This is a genomic window from Shinella sp. WSJ-2 (assembly GCF_003432075.1).
GTDB lineage: Bacteria > Pseudomonadota > Alphaproteobacteria > Rhizobiales > Rhizobiaceae > Shinella.
This window is the reverse complement of record NZ_QWBU01000010.1, coordinates 63,803-77,038: the sequence shown is the minus strand read 5'-3', so window position 1 is coordinate 77,038 and position 13,236 is coordinate 63,803. Positions and strand designations below refer to the sequence as shown.

The 13,236-nt window shown below is 62.8% G+C and carries 12 protein-coding genes; 4 read left to right on the top strand and 8 right to left on the bottom strand.

Going from position 1 to position 13,236, the window contains the following annotated elements; translation table 11 throughout:
* Positions 1 to 32 precede the first annotated feature (32 nt).
* The 6 genes from D0Y60_RS19440 to D0Y60_RS19415 form a co-directional block, all read right to left on the bottom strand.
* Positions 33 to 806 (bottom strand): L-iditol 2-dehydrogenase, encoded by a 774-nt coding sequence (locus D0Y60_RS19440; RefSeq protein WP_117371619.1) that lies wholly within the window; start codon positions 804 to 806, stop codon positions 33 to 35.
* Positions 803 to 1,804: an ABC transporter ATP-binding protein gene (locus D0Y60_RS19435; protein WP_117371618.1), complete on the bottom strand. Its 1,002-nt coding sequence runs from the start codon at positions 1,802 to 1,804 to the stop codon at positions 803 to 805. Before D0Y60_RS19435 ends, D0Y60_RS19440 begins: the two co-directional genes overlap by 4 nt.
* 25 nt (positions 1,805 to 1,829) lie before the next feature.
* Positions 1,830 to 2,654, bottom strand: a complete 825-nt coding sequence (locus D0Y60_RS19430) for a carbohydrate ABC transporter permease (RefSeq protein ID WP_117371617.1) — start codon at positions 2,652 to 2,654, stop codon at positions 1,830 to 1,832.
* Between the two features lie 18 nt (positions 2,655 to 2,672).
* Complete coding sequence (locus D0Y60_RS19425; RefSeq protein WP_117371616.1) at positions 2,673 to 3,545, bottom strand: sugar ABC transporter permease; 873 nt, start codon at positions 3,543 to 3,545, stop codon at positions 2,673 to 2,675.
* Positions 3,546 to 3,751: 206 nt separating this feature from the next.
* Complete coding sequence (locus tag D0Y60_RS19420) at positions 3,752 to 5,065, bottom strand: sugar ABC transporter substrate-binding protein (protein WP_117371615.1); 1,314 nt, start codon at positions 5,063 to 5,065, stop codon at positions 3,752 to 3,754.
* Between the two features lie 181 nt (positions 5,066 to 5,246).
* Positions 5,247 to 6,200 (bottom strand): sugar-binding transcriptional regulator, encoded by a 954-nt coding sequence (locus tag D0Y60_RS19415; RefSeq protein ID WP_117371614.1) that lies wholly within the window; start codon positions 6,198 to 6,200, stop codon positions 5,247 to 5,249.
* 255 nt (positions 6,201 to 6,455) lie between these two features.
* Between D0Y60_RS19415 and D0Y60_RS19410 the strand changes: the two genes are divergently transcribed.
* Both D0Y60_RS19410 and preA read left to right on the top strand, forming a co-directional pair.
* Entirely contained in the window at positions 6,456 to 7,817 is a 1,362-nt protein-coding gene (locus tag D0Y60_RS19410; RefSeq protein ID WP_117371613.1) for an NAD(P)-dependent oxidoreductase, read from the top strand.
* Between the two features lie 11 nt (positions 7,818 to 7,828).
* Complete coding sequence (gene preA / locus D0Y60_RS19405; protein ID WP_117371612.1) at positions 7,829 to 9,142, top strand: NAD-dependent dihydropyrimidine dehydrogenase subunit PreA; 1,314 nt, start codon at positions 7,829 to 7,831, stop codon at positions 9,140 to 9,142.
* A 177-nt stretch (positions 9,143 to 9,319) separates the two neighbouring features.
* On the opposite strand, the gene D0Y60_RS19400 is transcribed toward preA, so the two are convergent.
* A complete protein-coding gene (locus D0Y60_RS19400) occupies positions 9,320 to 9,952 on the bottom strand; it encodes an exopolysaccharide biosynthesis protein (protein WP_117371611.1) in 633 nt (210 codons plus the stop codon).
* A gap of 151 nt (positions 9,953 to 10,103) precedes the next feature.
* Here D0Y60_RS19400 and D0Y60_RS19395 point away from each other — a divergent pair, with 151 nt between their 5' ends.
* Positions 10,104 to 11,033 carry a DMT family transporter gene (locus D0Y60_RS19395; protein ID WP_245409240.1) on the top strand — a complete coding sequence of 310 codons (930 nt, stop codon included), beginning with the start codon at positions 10,104 to 10,106 and terminating at the stop codon, positions 11,031 to 11,033.
* Here D0Y60_RS19395 and D0Y60_RS19390 read toward each other — a convergent pair.
* Positions 11,030 to 11,686 (bottom strand): TetR family transcriptional regulator C-terminal domain-containing protein, encoded by a 657-nt coding sequence (locus D0Y60_RS19390; protein ID WP_117371610.1) that lies wholly within the window; start codon positions 11,684 to 11,686, stop codon positions 11,030 to 11,032. The two genes, D0Y60_RS19395 and D0Y60_RS19390, sit on opposite strands and share 4 nt — an antisense overlap.
* Positions 11,687 to 11,960: 274 nt before the next feature.
* On the opposite strand from D0Y60_RS19390, the gene D0Y60_RS19385 reads away from it, so the two are divergent.
* Positions 11,961 to 13,211, top strand: a complete 1,251-nt coding sequence (locus D0Y60_RS19385; RefSeq protein WP_117371609.1) for a Zn-dependent hydrolase — start codon at positions 11,961 to 11,963, stop codon at positions 13,209 to 13,211.
* The last annotated feature ends 25 nt before the right edge of the window (positions 13,212 to 13,236 follow it).

Sequence of the window (13,236 nt, the reverse complement as noted above, 5' to 3'; positions counted from 1 at the left end):
TCTATGCCTGTGCCAGGCGCGCGGCTGCGCGCTCAGCTCATCCAGTTGCCGCCATCGACATTGTAAGTCTGCGCGACGATGTAGTTGCTCTCCTGGGAGGCGAGGAAAATCGCCATGCCCGTCAGGTCGTCGGCCGTTCCCATGCGACCGAAGGGGACTTCCGCGCCGACCAGCCGCTTCTTCTCGCCGAGCGGCCGGTTTTCATATTTGGCGAAGAGCGCATCCACGCCATCCCAGTGCTCGCCATCGACCACGCCCGGCGCGATGGCATTGACGTTGATGCCGTGCTTTATGAGGTTCAGGCCCGCCGATTGGGTGAGGCTGATCACCGCCGCCTTGGTGGCGCAGTAGACGCCGACCAGCGCCTCGCCCCGCCGCCCCGCCTGGCTCGCCATGTTGATGATCTTGCCGCCCCGACCTTGTGCGATCATCTGCTTGGCCGCTGCCTGCAGCGTGAACAGCGTGCCCGCGACATTGATCGAGAAGAGCCGGTCGTAACTTTCCCGCGTGATCTCGACGATCGGCTGGAGGTCGAAGAGCGCGGCATTGTTGACGAGGATATCGACGCCGCCGGCCTCCTTCACGCAAATGGCGATGGCTGCGTCGATGGACGCCTGCTGCGTCACATCCATCTGTACGGCATAGGCCGCCGGGCCGATCTTCTGCGCGGTCGCGCTAGCCCGCTCCAGATTGATATCGGCAATCGCAACCCGCGCCCCTTCTCGCACATAGGCTTCGGCGAAAGCCCGGCCGATGCCGCGCGCCGAGCCCGTGATCAGCGCGTTTTTTCCCTCAAGCCGCTTCATCGAATTGCCAGTCCCTTGTCATCGAACCGATGGATGCGCGTTGCGTCGGGCGTCAGCCAGACGATATCGCCATGGGTGACGGGGAAGTCGCCGTCGGCACGGACGGTCAGCATGCCAATTCCCTCGACATTGACATGCAGGAACGTGTCGGAGCCGAGATGCTCGGCAACACCGACGACGCCCTTCCAGCTGCCGGTCTCCTTGGAGAGCTTGATATGCTCCGGCCGGATACCGACGGTCGGCGCATTGTACGGTTTCGCTGCCTCGCCCTTGACGAAGTTCATGCGCGGCGAGCCGATGAAGCCGGCGACGAACAGGTTGTCGGGCTTGTTGTAGAGATCGAGCGGCGAGCCGACCTGCTCGATATTGCCGGCATTCAGCACGACGATCTTGTCGGCCATGGTCATGGCCTCGACCTGGTCGTGCGTGACATAGATCATCGTGGTCTTCAGCTGATGGTGCAGCTCGGAGATCTCCAGCCGCATCGTACCGCGCAGCGCCGCGTCGAGGTTCGACAGCGGTTCGTCGAACAGGAAGGCCGAGGGTTCGCGCACGATGGCCCGGCCGATGGCCACACGCTGGCGCTGACCGCCGGACAGCTGGCCCGGACGGCGCTCGAGATAGTTGGTGAGGTTGAGCACGCGGGCGGCTTCCGTCACCTTCTTATCTATGGCCGCCTGGTCCATCTTCGCCATCTTCAGCGGGAAGGCGATGTTCTTGGCGACACTCATATGCGGATAGAGCGCATAGGACTGGAACACCATGGCAAGCCCGCGCTTGGCGGGCGCCGCACCGGTGACGTCCTTGCCGTCGATCTCGATTGTGCCCGACGTCGTGTCCTCCAGACCGGCGATGAGGCGCAAGAGCGTGGACTTGCCGCAGCCCGAGGGACCGACGAAGACGACGAACTCGCCGTCCTCGATGGTCAGGTCGATGCCCGGAATGACCTGCGTCGCGCCGAACGACTTGTTGACCTTTTTGAGAATGATCTTGCCCATGGTGGTTCCTCCCCGATCTCTGTTCTTACTTCACGGCGCCGAAGGTGAGGCCGCGGACAAGCTGTTTCTGGCTGAACCACCCCATGATCAGGATGGGCGCGATGGCGAGCGTCGAGGCGGCCGAAAGCTTCGCCCAGAACAACCCTTGCGGACTGGAGAACGAGGCGATGAAGGCCGTCAGCGGGGCGGCATTGGTCGTCGTCAGGCGGATCGTCCAGAACGCCTCGTTCCAGGCCAGGATGATGTTGAGCAGCATGGTGGACGCAATGCCCGGCACCGCCATCGGCGTCAGCACATAGACGATCTCGCCCCACAGCGACGCGCCATCCATGCGCGCGGCCTCCAGGATCTCGCCGGGGATTTCCCTAAAATAGGTGTAGAGCATCCAGATCACGATCGGCAGGTTAATCATGGTCAGCATGACGGTGAGACCGATGCGGCTGTCGAGCAGACCGGTGTCGCGGAAGATCAAGTAGATCGGCACGAGCACGGCGACGGCCGGCATCATTTTGGTCGAGAGCATCCACATCAGGATGTCCTTGGTCTTGGCCGTCGGCGAGAACGCCATCGACCAGGCGGCGGGCACCGCGATCAGCAGCGCCAGCAGCGTCGAGCCGAGCGACAGGACCACCGAGTTCAGGAAGAACTTGAAGTAATTGCTCTGCGCCTGGACGGCCTGGTAGCTCTCGATCGTGCCCGAGGGAATGATGTTGAAGCCCTTGATCGCCTCGGTCTCGGATTTGAACGAGGTGATGATCGTGTAGAGGATCGGGAAGAAGATGATCAGCGCGACGATCCAGGCGGCGATGGTGAAGACGACGGTGCGTCGTGTCGAGACGGCTCTAGCCATGATGGTTTCCTCCTATCCCTACTTGTCGAGGTTCTTGCCGACGGCGCGCATCAGGAAGAAGGCGACGATATTGGCGAGGATGACGGCGATGATGCCGCCGGCCGAGGCGCCGCCGACGTCGTAGCCGAGGAGCGCGGTGCGATAGATCAGGAACGGCAGGTTGGTCGAGGCATAGCCCGGGCCGCCATTCGTCGTGACGAGGATTTCCGCGTAGACGCCGAGCAGGAAGATCGTCTGGATCAGGATGACCACGGTGATCGAGCGGGCCAAATGCGGCAGCGTCAGGTAGATGAAGCGCGACACGAAACCCGCGCCATCCATCTCGGCTGCCTCCTTCTGCTCGCCGTCGAGCGACTGCAGCGCCGTCAGAAGGATGAGGGTCGCAAACGGCAGCCATTGCCAGGCGACGATGATGATGATCGAAAACAGCGGATACTGCGCAAACCAGTCGACGGGCTGCAGGCCAAGGGCACGATTGATATCCGCCAGCACGCCGTAGCCCGGATGCATGATCATGTTCTTCCACACGAGTGCCGCCACTGGCGGCATGACGAAGAAGGGTGAGATGATCATGATGCGCACGATGCCCTGCCCCCACATTGGCTGATCGAGGAGAAGCGCGATGCCCACACCGCCGATGACGGTGATGAACAGAACGCCCACCACGATCAGCAACGTGTTCCAGATCGACTGGAAGAAGGCGGGATCGGTGTAGAAATACTGGTAATTGAACAGGCCTGCCCAGCTGACATTGGCCGGGTTCAGGAGATTGTAGTTCTGGAACGAAAACCACAGCGTCATCGCAAGCGGCACGATCATCCAGACCAACAGCAAACCCACAGAGGGTGCCAACATCATCCGCGCCAAACCGCGCGTGTTCTCCGTCGCCATCGTCGTGACCTCCCCGTTTCGCCGGCAGCATTAGGCGCCGGACAGGCTTTCCACCCTCCCTTGGATGGAACCCCAGATATTCTCGTCACTGCTTTGGATTTTCCGGCGCGGGCGGCGGCGGGCCGCGCCGCGCCGGGAAGAAGCACCCCGTTTTCACGGCTGCCCGGAACGCATTCCGGGCAGCCTGTCCTTGGGGAGGAGGTTGGTTACTTGATGTAACCGGCGCGGGTCATCTCACGTGTGGTGACCGACTGTGCCTGTGCGAGTGCGTCGTCGACCGACATCTGGCCGGCAAGGGCTGCCGAGAAGAGCTGACCGACCGTCGTGCCAAGACCCTGGAATTCCGGGATGGCGACGAACTGCACGCCGACATAGGGCACCGGCTTGACGGCCGGGTTCTTCGGGTCAGCCGCGTTGATCGAGTCGAGCGTCATCTTCGCGAAAGGCGCTGCCTTCTGGTACTCTTCGTTCGCATAGAGCGAGGAGCGCGTGCCCGGAGGAACGTTTGCCCAGCCTTCCTTCTCGGCGACGAGCTTGGTGTAGTCCTTGCCGGTTGCCCAGGCGATGAACTTCTCGGCCGATGCGGTCTTCTGCGAACCTGCGGGGATCGCGAGGTTCCAGGCCCAGAGCCAGTTGCCTCGCTTGCCGAGGCCGGTGTCGGGCGCCAACGCGTAGCCGACCTTGTCGGCGACCGTCGATTCCTTCGGGTTGGAGACGAAGGACGCCGCGACCGTGGCGTCGATCCACATGCCGCAATTGCCCTGCTGGAACAGCGCCAGGTTCTCGTTGAAGCCGTTCGAGGAAGCGCCCTGCGGGCCGGCGTCGTTCATCAGCTTGACGTAGAAGTCGAGCGTGTTCTTCCATTCCGGCTGGTCGAACTGCGGGGTCCACTTCTCGTCAAACCAGCGGGCGCCGAAGGCGTTCGCGGTTGCCGTCAGGAAGGCCATGTTCTCGCCCCAGCCGGCCTTGCCACGCAGGCAGATGCCGTTGATGCCGGCATTGCGGTCGGTCATCTTGCGGGCGGCGTCCGCAATGAACTCCCAGGTCGGAGCATCGGGCATGGTGAGCCCGGCCTTTTCCATCAGGTCCTTGCGGTACATGACCATGGAGCTTTCACCGTAGAACGGCGCGGCATAGAGCTTGCCGTCTTCGCCGGTCAGACCGGACCGGATGGCCGGCAGCAGGTCGTCGACGTCGTAATCGGCGCCGAGATTGTCGAGCGGCACCAGCCAGCCCTGCTTGGCCCAGATCGGAACTTCATAGGTGCCGATCGTCATGATGTCGTACTGGCCGCCCTTCGTCGCGACGTCGGTCGTGACGCGCTCGCGCAGCACGTTTTCCTCGAGCGTCACCCACTCGAGCTGAATGTCGGGGTTCTTGGTGGTGAAATCTTCCGTCAGTCCCTGCATGCGCACCATGTCGCCGTTGTTGACGGTAGCGATAGTCAGCGTTTCGGCATGGGCGAAACCGCACAGGAGAGCAGCCGAGCTGACGCCCAGCAAAAGGGTTCTCAAATTCATCATCTTCCTCCCAGAAGAGTTATGAGCATTTGCTTCGCTCATGAGCAATTACCCACAAACAGACGTAGGAAGTCAACGACCAATCGTTGCTGCACCGCACAAGACGATGAGGCGACCATTGAATTGCATGGGAAATTTCTATGTGGAGAACGCGCTCAGAAGGGCGCGGAAAGGCCGCCGGTCAGGCCGAAAGCAGGTAACGCGCCGTTGCTTCGTCGGTGATGACACCGTTGATCATGCGTCCGCGCAGGGCGGCCAGGAGGGCAAGATATTTGCGTTTGCCCTTGGCGAGACCGATGACCGTCGTCGTCTCGCGCGGCGGCAGGGGCACGGAGGCGACACGCTCGTTGATGCTGCCGTCGAGCAGCTTGCCATCGCGGTCGAACATCCATCCGCAGATCTCGCCGGCGGCACCGTCTTCCATCAGCCGCGCCATTTCCTCCGGATCGAGAAAACCATCGAGGCAGAGCGGTGCATCCGCGCCGAGCTCACCAATACCGACAAAGGCGACATCCGCCTGGCGGCCGAGCTGCAGCGTCGACTGCACGAGGCTCTGCTTGTGCAGGAGATCGCGCTCCTCGATGGAGGAGACGAGAACGGGCAGCGGCATCGGATAGTGCCGTGCCTTGACCGCATCGGCCATCGAGAAGATTACGTTGTAATAGGCCGCCGAACCGTCCGGCCCGATATTGCCGGTCAGCGACATGATGCGGTGCTGCGGACATTCCATGGTCGGCAGCTGGTCGATCGCCGCCTTCAGCGTGCGCCCCGTGCCGACCGCCAGCACGATCGGCTCGGATTTCTTCAGCCACCGCTCGATTTCCGCCGCCCCCGCCTCGGCAATGCCGATCGTCGTCGAGCTGGAGCCCGGATCGCTCGGCACGATATCGACATGCACGAGGCCGAATTTCTTGCGCAATTGCTCGCCCAGTTCCAGGCATTCGGCGATTGGATGGTCGAGCCGCACCTTGATGAGACGCTCGGCGACGGCGAGCGAAACCAGGCGTTGTGCGGATTGACGGGAAATGCCCATGGTGGACGCGATTTCGTCCTGCGTTCGGCCCGCGACATAGTAGAGCCAGCCGGCCCGTGCCGCATCGTCCAGCCGTCCGGCCGTCTCCGTCCGCTTCGCCATTGTATTCCCCTTCTTTCTCCTGATTTGCTGCATCTTTTCCAGTCACCTGTCAAACCTCATATGATGACGCAGCAAGGACAGATGAGTTCACGGCTCTTTGTTGACGAGCGGAAAACATAACTGGAAACATCATGTTTATTTCCGCTGCGGGCACTGAAAAAGCAGCGTTTTTTCTGAAGTTTTACCGTTTGATAAAAAAATAAAGCTGAGTTACCGTTCTCCTATTCAAAAAGCCCACGCGAATGGGAGATAATCATGGGAACGACGCAATCTGGGATCCATCGGGGGCGTCTGACGCCTGCCGAATACGAGACGAACTTTTCCGACCTCCACCCGCGCCTCGACGACCATGAGGCGCTGGTCGCAGCGGACCGCTGCTACTTCTGTCATGACGCGCCGTGCATGACGGCCTGTCCGACCTCCATCGACATTCCGCTGTTCATTCGCCAGATCTCGACGGGCAATCCGATCGGCTCGGCGAAGACCATTTTTGACCAGAACATTCTCGGCGGCATGTGCGCCCGCGTCTGTCCCACCGAGACGCTCTGCGAGCAAGCCTGCGTGCGCAACACCGCCGAGCACCGCCCGGTCGAAATCGGTCGACTGCAGCGCTACGCCACCGATGTGGCGATCAGCGAAAACCAGCATTTCTATGAGCGCGCTGCGCGCACCGGCAAGGCGATCGCTGTCGTCGGCGCCGGCCCGGCGGGCCTCGCCTGCGCCCATCGGCTGGCCATGGCAGGCCACGACGTCGTGATCTTCGAAGCCCGCGAAAAGGCCGGCGGCCTCAACGAATACGGCATCGCTACCTACAAGGCCGTCGACGATTTCGCCCAGCGCGAAGTGGATTACGTGCTCGCCATCGGCGGTATCGAGGTGAAGAACGGCCTGAAACTCGGCCGCGACTTCACGCTCGCAGATCTCACCGCCAATTTCGATGCCGTCTTCCTCGGCATGGGCCTGTCAGGCGTCAACGCGCTTGGCGCGGAAGGCGAAAACCTGCCGGGCGTCTATGACGCGGTCGATTTCATTGCGGAACTGCGCCAGGCCACCGACAAGGCTACCGTCCCGGTCGGCCGCCGCGTCGTCGTCATCGGCGGCGGCATGACCGCCATCGACGCCGCCGTGCAGACAAAGCTGCTCGGCGCCGAGGAGGTGACGATCTGCTACCGCCGCGGCAAGGAGCATATGAACGCCTCGCCCTTCGAGCAGGATCTCGCCGCGTCCAAGGGCGTGATGATCCGCCACTGGCTCCAACCGAAGCGGGTGATTGCCCGCGACGGTCAGGTCGCTGGCATCGAGATGGAATATACCGAAATCCAGGACGGCAGGCTCGTCGGCACCGGCGAGACGGGCGTTCTCACCGCCGATCAGATTTTCAAAGCCATTGGCCAGACCTTCGAAGCGGCGGGCCTTGGCGCGCTCGCCCTGTCCGGCAACCGCATCGCTATCGACAGTGAAGGCCGCACCTCGGTCGCCAATGTCTGGGCAGGCGGGGATTGCGTGAAAGCCGGCGAGGACCTGACGGTCACCTCCGTCGCGCAAGGCCGCGACGCGGCAGATTCGATCAATCGCATGCTCGCTGCCGGTGCGCAGCCGGCCGCTGCCGTCGCTTGAGGAGATGAGACATGGCTGATCTTCGCAACAATTTCGTCGGCATCAAATCGCCCAATCCGTTCTGGCTCGCCTCCGCGCCGCCGACCGACAAGGCCTACAATGTCGAGCGCGCCTTCAAGGCGGGCTGGGGCGGCGTGGTCTGGAAGACGCTCGGCGAGGAAGGCCCGCCGGTCGTCAATGTCAACGGCCCGCGCTACGGCGCGATCTGGGGCGCCGACCGCCGCCTGCTCGGCCTGAACAATATCGAACTGATCACGGACCGCGACCTCTACACCAACCTGCGCGAGATGAAGCAGGTCAAGATGAACTGGCCGGACCGGGCGCTGATCGCCTCGATCATGGTGCCCTGCGAGGAGGAAAGCTGGAAGGCGATCCTGCCTTTGGTGGAAGAGACCGGCGCCGATGGCATCGAGCTCAATTTCGGCTGTCCGCACGGCATGTCCGAGCGCGGCATGGGTGCCGCTGTCGGCCAAGTGCCGGAATATATCGAGATGGTCGTGCGCTGGTGCAAGCAATACACCCGCATGCCCGTCATCACCAAGCTGACGCCCAACATCACCGACATCCGCAAGCCCGCCCGCGCCGCCAAAGCCGGCGGCACCGATGCCGTGTCGCTGATCAACACGATCAACTCGATCGTGTCAGTCGATCTCGACAGCTTCGCCCCGAACCCCACTGTCGGCGGCAAGGGCACGCATGGCGGCTATTGCGGCCCGGCGGTCAAGCCCATCGCCCTCAACATGGTGGCCGAGATCGCCCGCGATCCTGAAACCTACGGCCTGCCGATTTCAGGCATCGGCGGCGTCACGACCTGGCGCGACGCCGCGGAATTCCTGGTGCTCGGCGCCGGCAACGTGCAGGTCTGCACGGCCGCCATGACCTACGGCTTCAAGATCGTGCAGGAGATGATCACCGGCCTGTCGGACTGGATGGACGCCAAGGGCCACCGCAGCCTCGACGACATCTGCGGCCGCGCCGTGCCCAACGTCACGGACTGGCAGTATCTCAACCTCAACTACATCGCCAAGGCACATATCGACCAGGATGCCTGCATCAAGTGCGGTCGCTGCCACATCGCCTGCGAGGACACCTCGCATCAGGCGATCACGCAGTTCGTCGATGGCGTAAGACACTTTGAGGTGATGGAAGACGAGTGCGTCGGTTGCAATCTCTGCGTCAACGTCTGCCCCGTCGAGAACTGCATCACAATGGTTGGACTGGAGCCCGGTACGCTCGACCAGCGCACTGGCAAGACGGTCGACCCGAACTATGCGAACTGGACGACGCATCCAAACAACCCGATGGCAAGACAGGCTGCGGAATAAACGAAAGGGCCGGGGTTATGCCCCGGCCTTTTTTCCGAATGAGAATCTCTCTCGATCACGAGCCCTTGTTCCAAGTAAAGCCCGCCCCTCCTCTCCGTCATCCTCAGCCTTGAGCCAAGGATGACGGAGAGGAGGACGTCGCCCAACTCGGTAACCAGCGATGCGACCGAACCGGCCTCACCCGAAGAAGCTATTGCCGGCGCTGTAAGCCAGAAACCCGAGCGCCGCGAAATAAACGATCGTCAGCACCACCATCACATAGCCCGCCAGTACGATCAGGCCGTCGCGCTGTGAAATACCGGCGGCCAGCAGCAGGATCGCGACACCCGGCAGGGTATTGGAGAAGGGAATGAGCCCGAGCGGCGCCATGAGCAGGAGGCCAGCCCCCATCAGCACGAGACCGTTGACACGGTTCATCAGCGCGCCGGACGCAAGGCTCATCATGCGCGGCTTGAAAAACCGGTCGATCTTGCGCAGGAAGGTCACGCCGCGCTCCAGCACCGGCCGGAGCTTGCTGCTCTCCAACCGCCGGTCGGCGACCTTGGCCGGCAACCAGGGCAGACGGTTGAGCGTGATCGCCGCGCTGATCAGCACGATGCCGGCGCCGAACACCGTGGAGACGCCGGGAATGGACACCGGAAACAGGAAGGGCAAGGACAGGAAGGCGCAGAGAAGCAGGAGGCCACTTTCGCCCATCATCGCCAGCAGGTCGCGCAGTGTGATGTGCTCGCCCTTGATCGCGTGAATGATGTCCTCGAGCAATTCGCTCGTCTTGCGGTCGGTATCCTTGAAGCCGATGCCAGTCGTCATTGCCTCTCCTTTGCTGTCTCGCCGGATATGGGTGGCGATTGCGGTTTTCCTGTGGGGTGCGTCATCGCGCAGACGCGGGCACAAACCGCATCGCACTTTGGCCGGAGTTGCTCTATGACCATGCCGCGCCGCAGACAATAGGATGATTTTCTTGACGAAACGTATGCCGGCCCGGGCGGGCCTCTCCACCCATGCCACCGGCCGCGAGAAGCTCAAGGGCCATCTCGCCATGCTACTCTTCGCCGTGCTGATCGCCGGTTCGTTCTCTTTCGGTGGGCTGGCCGCGCGTTACATGGAGGCCGAGCCGCTGACGCTCTGGCGCTACATCATGACCATCGTCGTCATGGCTGTCCTTGCCTTCGGCGCCTTCCGGGTGCCGGCCGTTTGGCCAAAGGAAATCTGGCGGTTCCTTCTGCTCGGCGGGCTCATCGCTATCTACATGCTCACCATGTTCACGGCGCTGGAATATACCAGCCCCATCGCGACAGGCGCGGTCTTCACCCTGATGCCGCTACTCAGCGCCGGCTTCGCGCTGCCGGTGCTCGGCCAGAAGACGCGGCCCGGCGTGCTCGCCGGCCTCGTCATCGCCGCCGCCGGCGCCGTCTGGGTGATCTTCCGCGGCAATATCGCCGATATCCTCGCCTTCGATGTCGGCACCGGCGAAATGATCTTCTTTGCCGGTGTCGTCTGCCATGCGCTTTACGTGCCGCTGATCCGCCGCTTCGACCGCGGCGAACCCGCGGTCGCCTTCGGCTTCTGGGTTACCGCCGGCGCCACGATCTGGCTGATCGCCCCCGGCATCCGCGGCCTCGCCGAGACCGACTTCTCCGCCCTGCCGCTCACCGTCTATGCCGCCGTCACCTATCTCGCCGTCGTCACGACGGCCGGCACGTTCCTGCTCCTGCAATATGCCTCGATGCGCCTGCCGGCCTCGAAGGTTCTGGGCTACGGCTATCTCACGCCCAGCTTCATCATCCTGCTGGAAGGGATTCTGGGACACGGCTGGGCGAGCCTTCCGGTGCTGGCCGGCGCGCTCGTCACGGCCTGCGGCCTCGCGCTGATGGCCTTCCTGCCCGATTAAACCTCGGACGGCTGCTCGCTGACATTGAGCCCGCCGATGAAGAGCTGCTCAAGGAAGCGCGCCGCATCCTCGAACCGCCCTTCCCCGGCATTGTCCTGCCCGAGCACGGCGCGCACCTGCACGTCGAAGTCGGCATAATGCTGGGTCGTCGACCAGATCGAGAAGATCAGGTGATAGGGATCGCATTTGGCGATCTTGCCTGCCTTGGCCCAGGTGCGGATGACCTCCGCCTTCTCATCGACGAGCGCCTTGAGCGGCCCCTTCAGCTCATCCTCGATATTGGGCGCGCCCTGCAGGATTTCATTGGCGAAAAGCCGGCTTTCACGGGGAAAATCGCGCGCCATCTCCAGCTTGCGCCTGATGTAGCTGCGGATTTCCGAGACGGGATTGCCCTCGGCGTCGAACTCGCGCAACGGATCGAGCCATGTGTCGAGCACGCGGGTGATCAGCGCCCGGTGCATCGTCTCCTTGGTGCGGAAATAGTAGAGCAGGTTCGGCTTGGACATGCCGGCCACTTCGGCGATCTGGTCCACGGTCGCGCCGCGAAACCCGTGCAGCGAAAAGACCTCCAGCGCCGCCTCGAGGATCTGCTCCTCCTTCGCCTCCTGGATGCGCGTGCGCCGCTGTGTTCTGGCCGCCCTTGGTAGTGCCATCTTGCCCCCTGGCGCTTTCCGGGATTGCGAAAAGTGCCGCCAAATTCACCAGTTTAACCAGCCGCCATTTTCTTGGGCGAGACCTCAAGGTTTTTGGTTTTTCGGCTTGAGTGCCGCAACGGAAGCTGTAATGTTTACCAACCGGTCAAATTATCAGACAGTTATCAAGTAAAGGCAACTGCTGAGTCGGACAGGCGCAAAACAAACAAGCGCGCCGCCAGCCGGTGGGAACAGATTGAGGCTTTCAAAGCCCGAAGACGTGGGAGCATACGACATGGCCGCACCCGGCGAGAACATGCGTGTCAACGCGGACCGCCTGTGGGACACCCTCATGGACATGGCGAAGATCGGCCCCGGCATTGCCGGCGGCAACAATCGCCAGACGCTGACCGATTCAGACGCCGAAGGCCGCCGCCTCTTCCAGACCTGGTGCGAAGGCGCCGGCCTTTCCATGGGCGTCGACACGATGGGCAATATGTTCATGACGCGCGAGGGCGCCGAACCCGAGGCGCTGCCCGTCTATGTCGGCTCGCATCTCGATACCCAGCCGACCGGCGGCAAATATGATGGCGTGCTGGGCGTGCTCGCCGGCCTCGAAGTCATCCGCTCGCTGAACGATCTCGGTATCAAAACGAAGCATCCGATCGTCGTCACCAACTGGACGAATGAGGAAGGCGCGCGTTTCGCACCGGCCATGCTCGCCTCCGGCGTCTTCGCCGGCGTGCACAGCCAGGATTATGCCTATGGCCGCAAGGATCCCGAGGGCAAGACCTTCGGCGACGAGCTGAAACGCATCGGCTGGGTCGGCGACGAGACGGTCGGCGCGCGCAAGATGCACGCCTATTTCGAATATCACATCGAGCAGGGTCCGATCCTCGAAGCCGAGAAGAAGGACATCGGCGTCGTCACGCACTGTCAGGGCCTGTGGTGGCTGGAATTCACGCTGACCGGCCGCGAGGCGCATACCGGCTCGACGCCGATGAACCTGCGCGTCAATGCCGGCCTTGCCATGTCCCGCATCCTCGAAATGGTGCAGACCGTCGCCATGGAGAACCAGCCGGGCGCCGTGGGCGGCGTCGGCCAGGTGTTCTTCTCGCCAAATTCGCGCAACGTGCTGCCCGGCAAGGTCGTCTTCACCGTCGATATCCGCTCGCCCGACCAGGCGAAACTCGACGGCATGCGCGCCCGCATCGAGGCGGAAGCACCTAAGATTTGCGACGCGCTCGGTGTCGGCTGTTCCGTCGAGGCCGTCGGCCATTTCGATCCCGTCACCTTCGATCCGACGCTGGTTTCGGCCGTGCGCAAGGCGGCGGAAGACCTCGGCTACAGCCATATGAACATCATCTCCGGCGCCGGCCACGATGCCTGCTGGGCCGCCAAGGTCGCCCCCGCCACGATGATCATGTGCCCCTGCGTCGGCGGCCTCTCGCACAACGAGGCGGAGGACATTTCGAAGGAATGGGCCGCGGCGGGTGCAGACGTGCTCTTGCATGCGGTGATCGAGACGGCGGGCATCGCCGAATGATCTTTCCCGCCCGGCACGCCGGGCG

Coding starts and splice junctions, on each gene's coding strand:
- D0Y60_RS19440 (WP_117371619.1), bottom strand. CDS start 806: ATGAAGCGGCTTGAGGGAAAAAACGCGCTGATCACGGGCTCGGCGCGC.
- D0Y60_RS19435 (WP_117371618.1), bottom strand. CDS start 1,804: ATGGGCAAGATCATTCTCAAAAAGGTCAACAAGTCGTTCGGCGCGACG.
- D0Y60_RS19430 (WP_117371617.1), bottom strand. CDS start 2,654: ATGGCTAGAGCCGTCTCGACACGACGCACCGTCGTCTTCACCATCGCC.
- D0Y60_RS19425 (WP_117371616.1), bottom strand. CDS start 3,545: ATGGCGACGGAGAACACGCGCGGTTTGGCGCGGATGATGTTGGCACCC.
- D0Y60_RS19420 (WP_117371615.1), bottom strand. CDS start 5,065: ATGAATTTGAGAACCCTTTTGCTGGGCGTCAGCTCGGCTGCTCTCCTG.
- D0Y60_RS19415 (WP_117371614.1), bottom strand. CDS start 6,200: ATGGCGAAGCGGACGGAGACGGCCGGACGGCTGGACGATGCGGCACGG.
- D0Y60_RS19410 (WP_117371613.1), top strand. CDS start 6,456: ATGGGAACGACGCAATCTGGGATCCATCGGGGGCGTCTGACGCCTGCC.
- preA (WP_117371612.1), top strand. CDS start 7,829: ATGGCTGATCTTCGCAACAATTTCGTCGGCATCAAATCGCCCAATCCG.
- D0Y60_RS19400 (WP_117371611.1), bottom strand. CDS start 9,952: ATGACGACTGGCATCGGCTTCAAGGATACCGACCGCAAGACGAGCGAA.
- D0Y60_RS19390 (WP_117371610.1), bottom strand. CDS start 11,686: ATGGCACTACCAAGGGCGGCCAGAACACAGCGGCGCACGCGCATCCAG.
- D0Y60_RS19385 (WP_117371609.1), top strand. CDS start 11,961: ATGGCCGCACCCGGCGAGAACATGCGTGTCAACGCGGACCGCCTGTGG.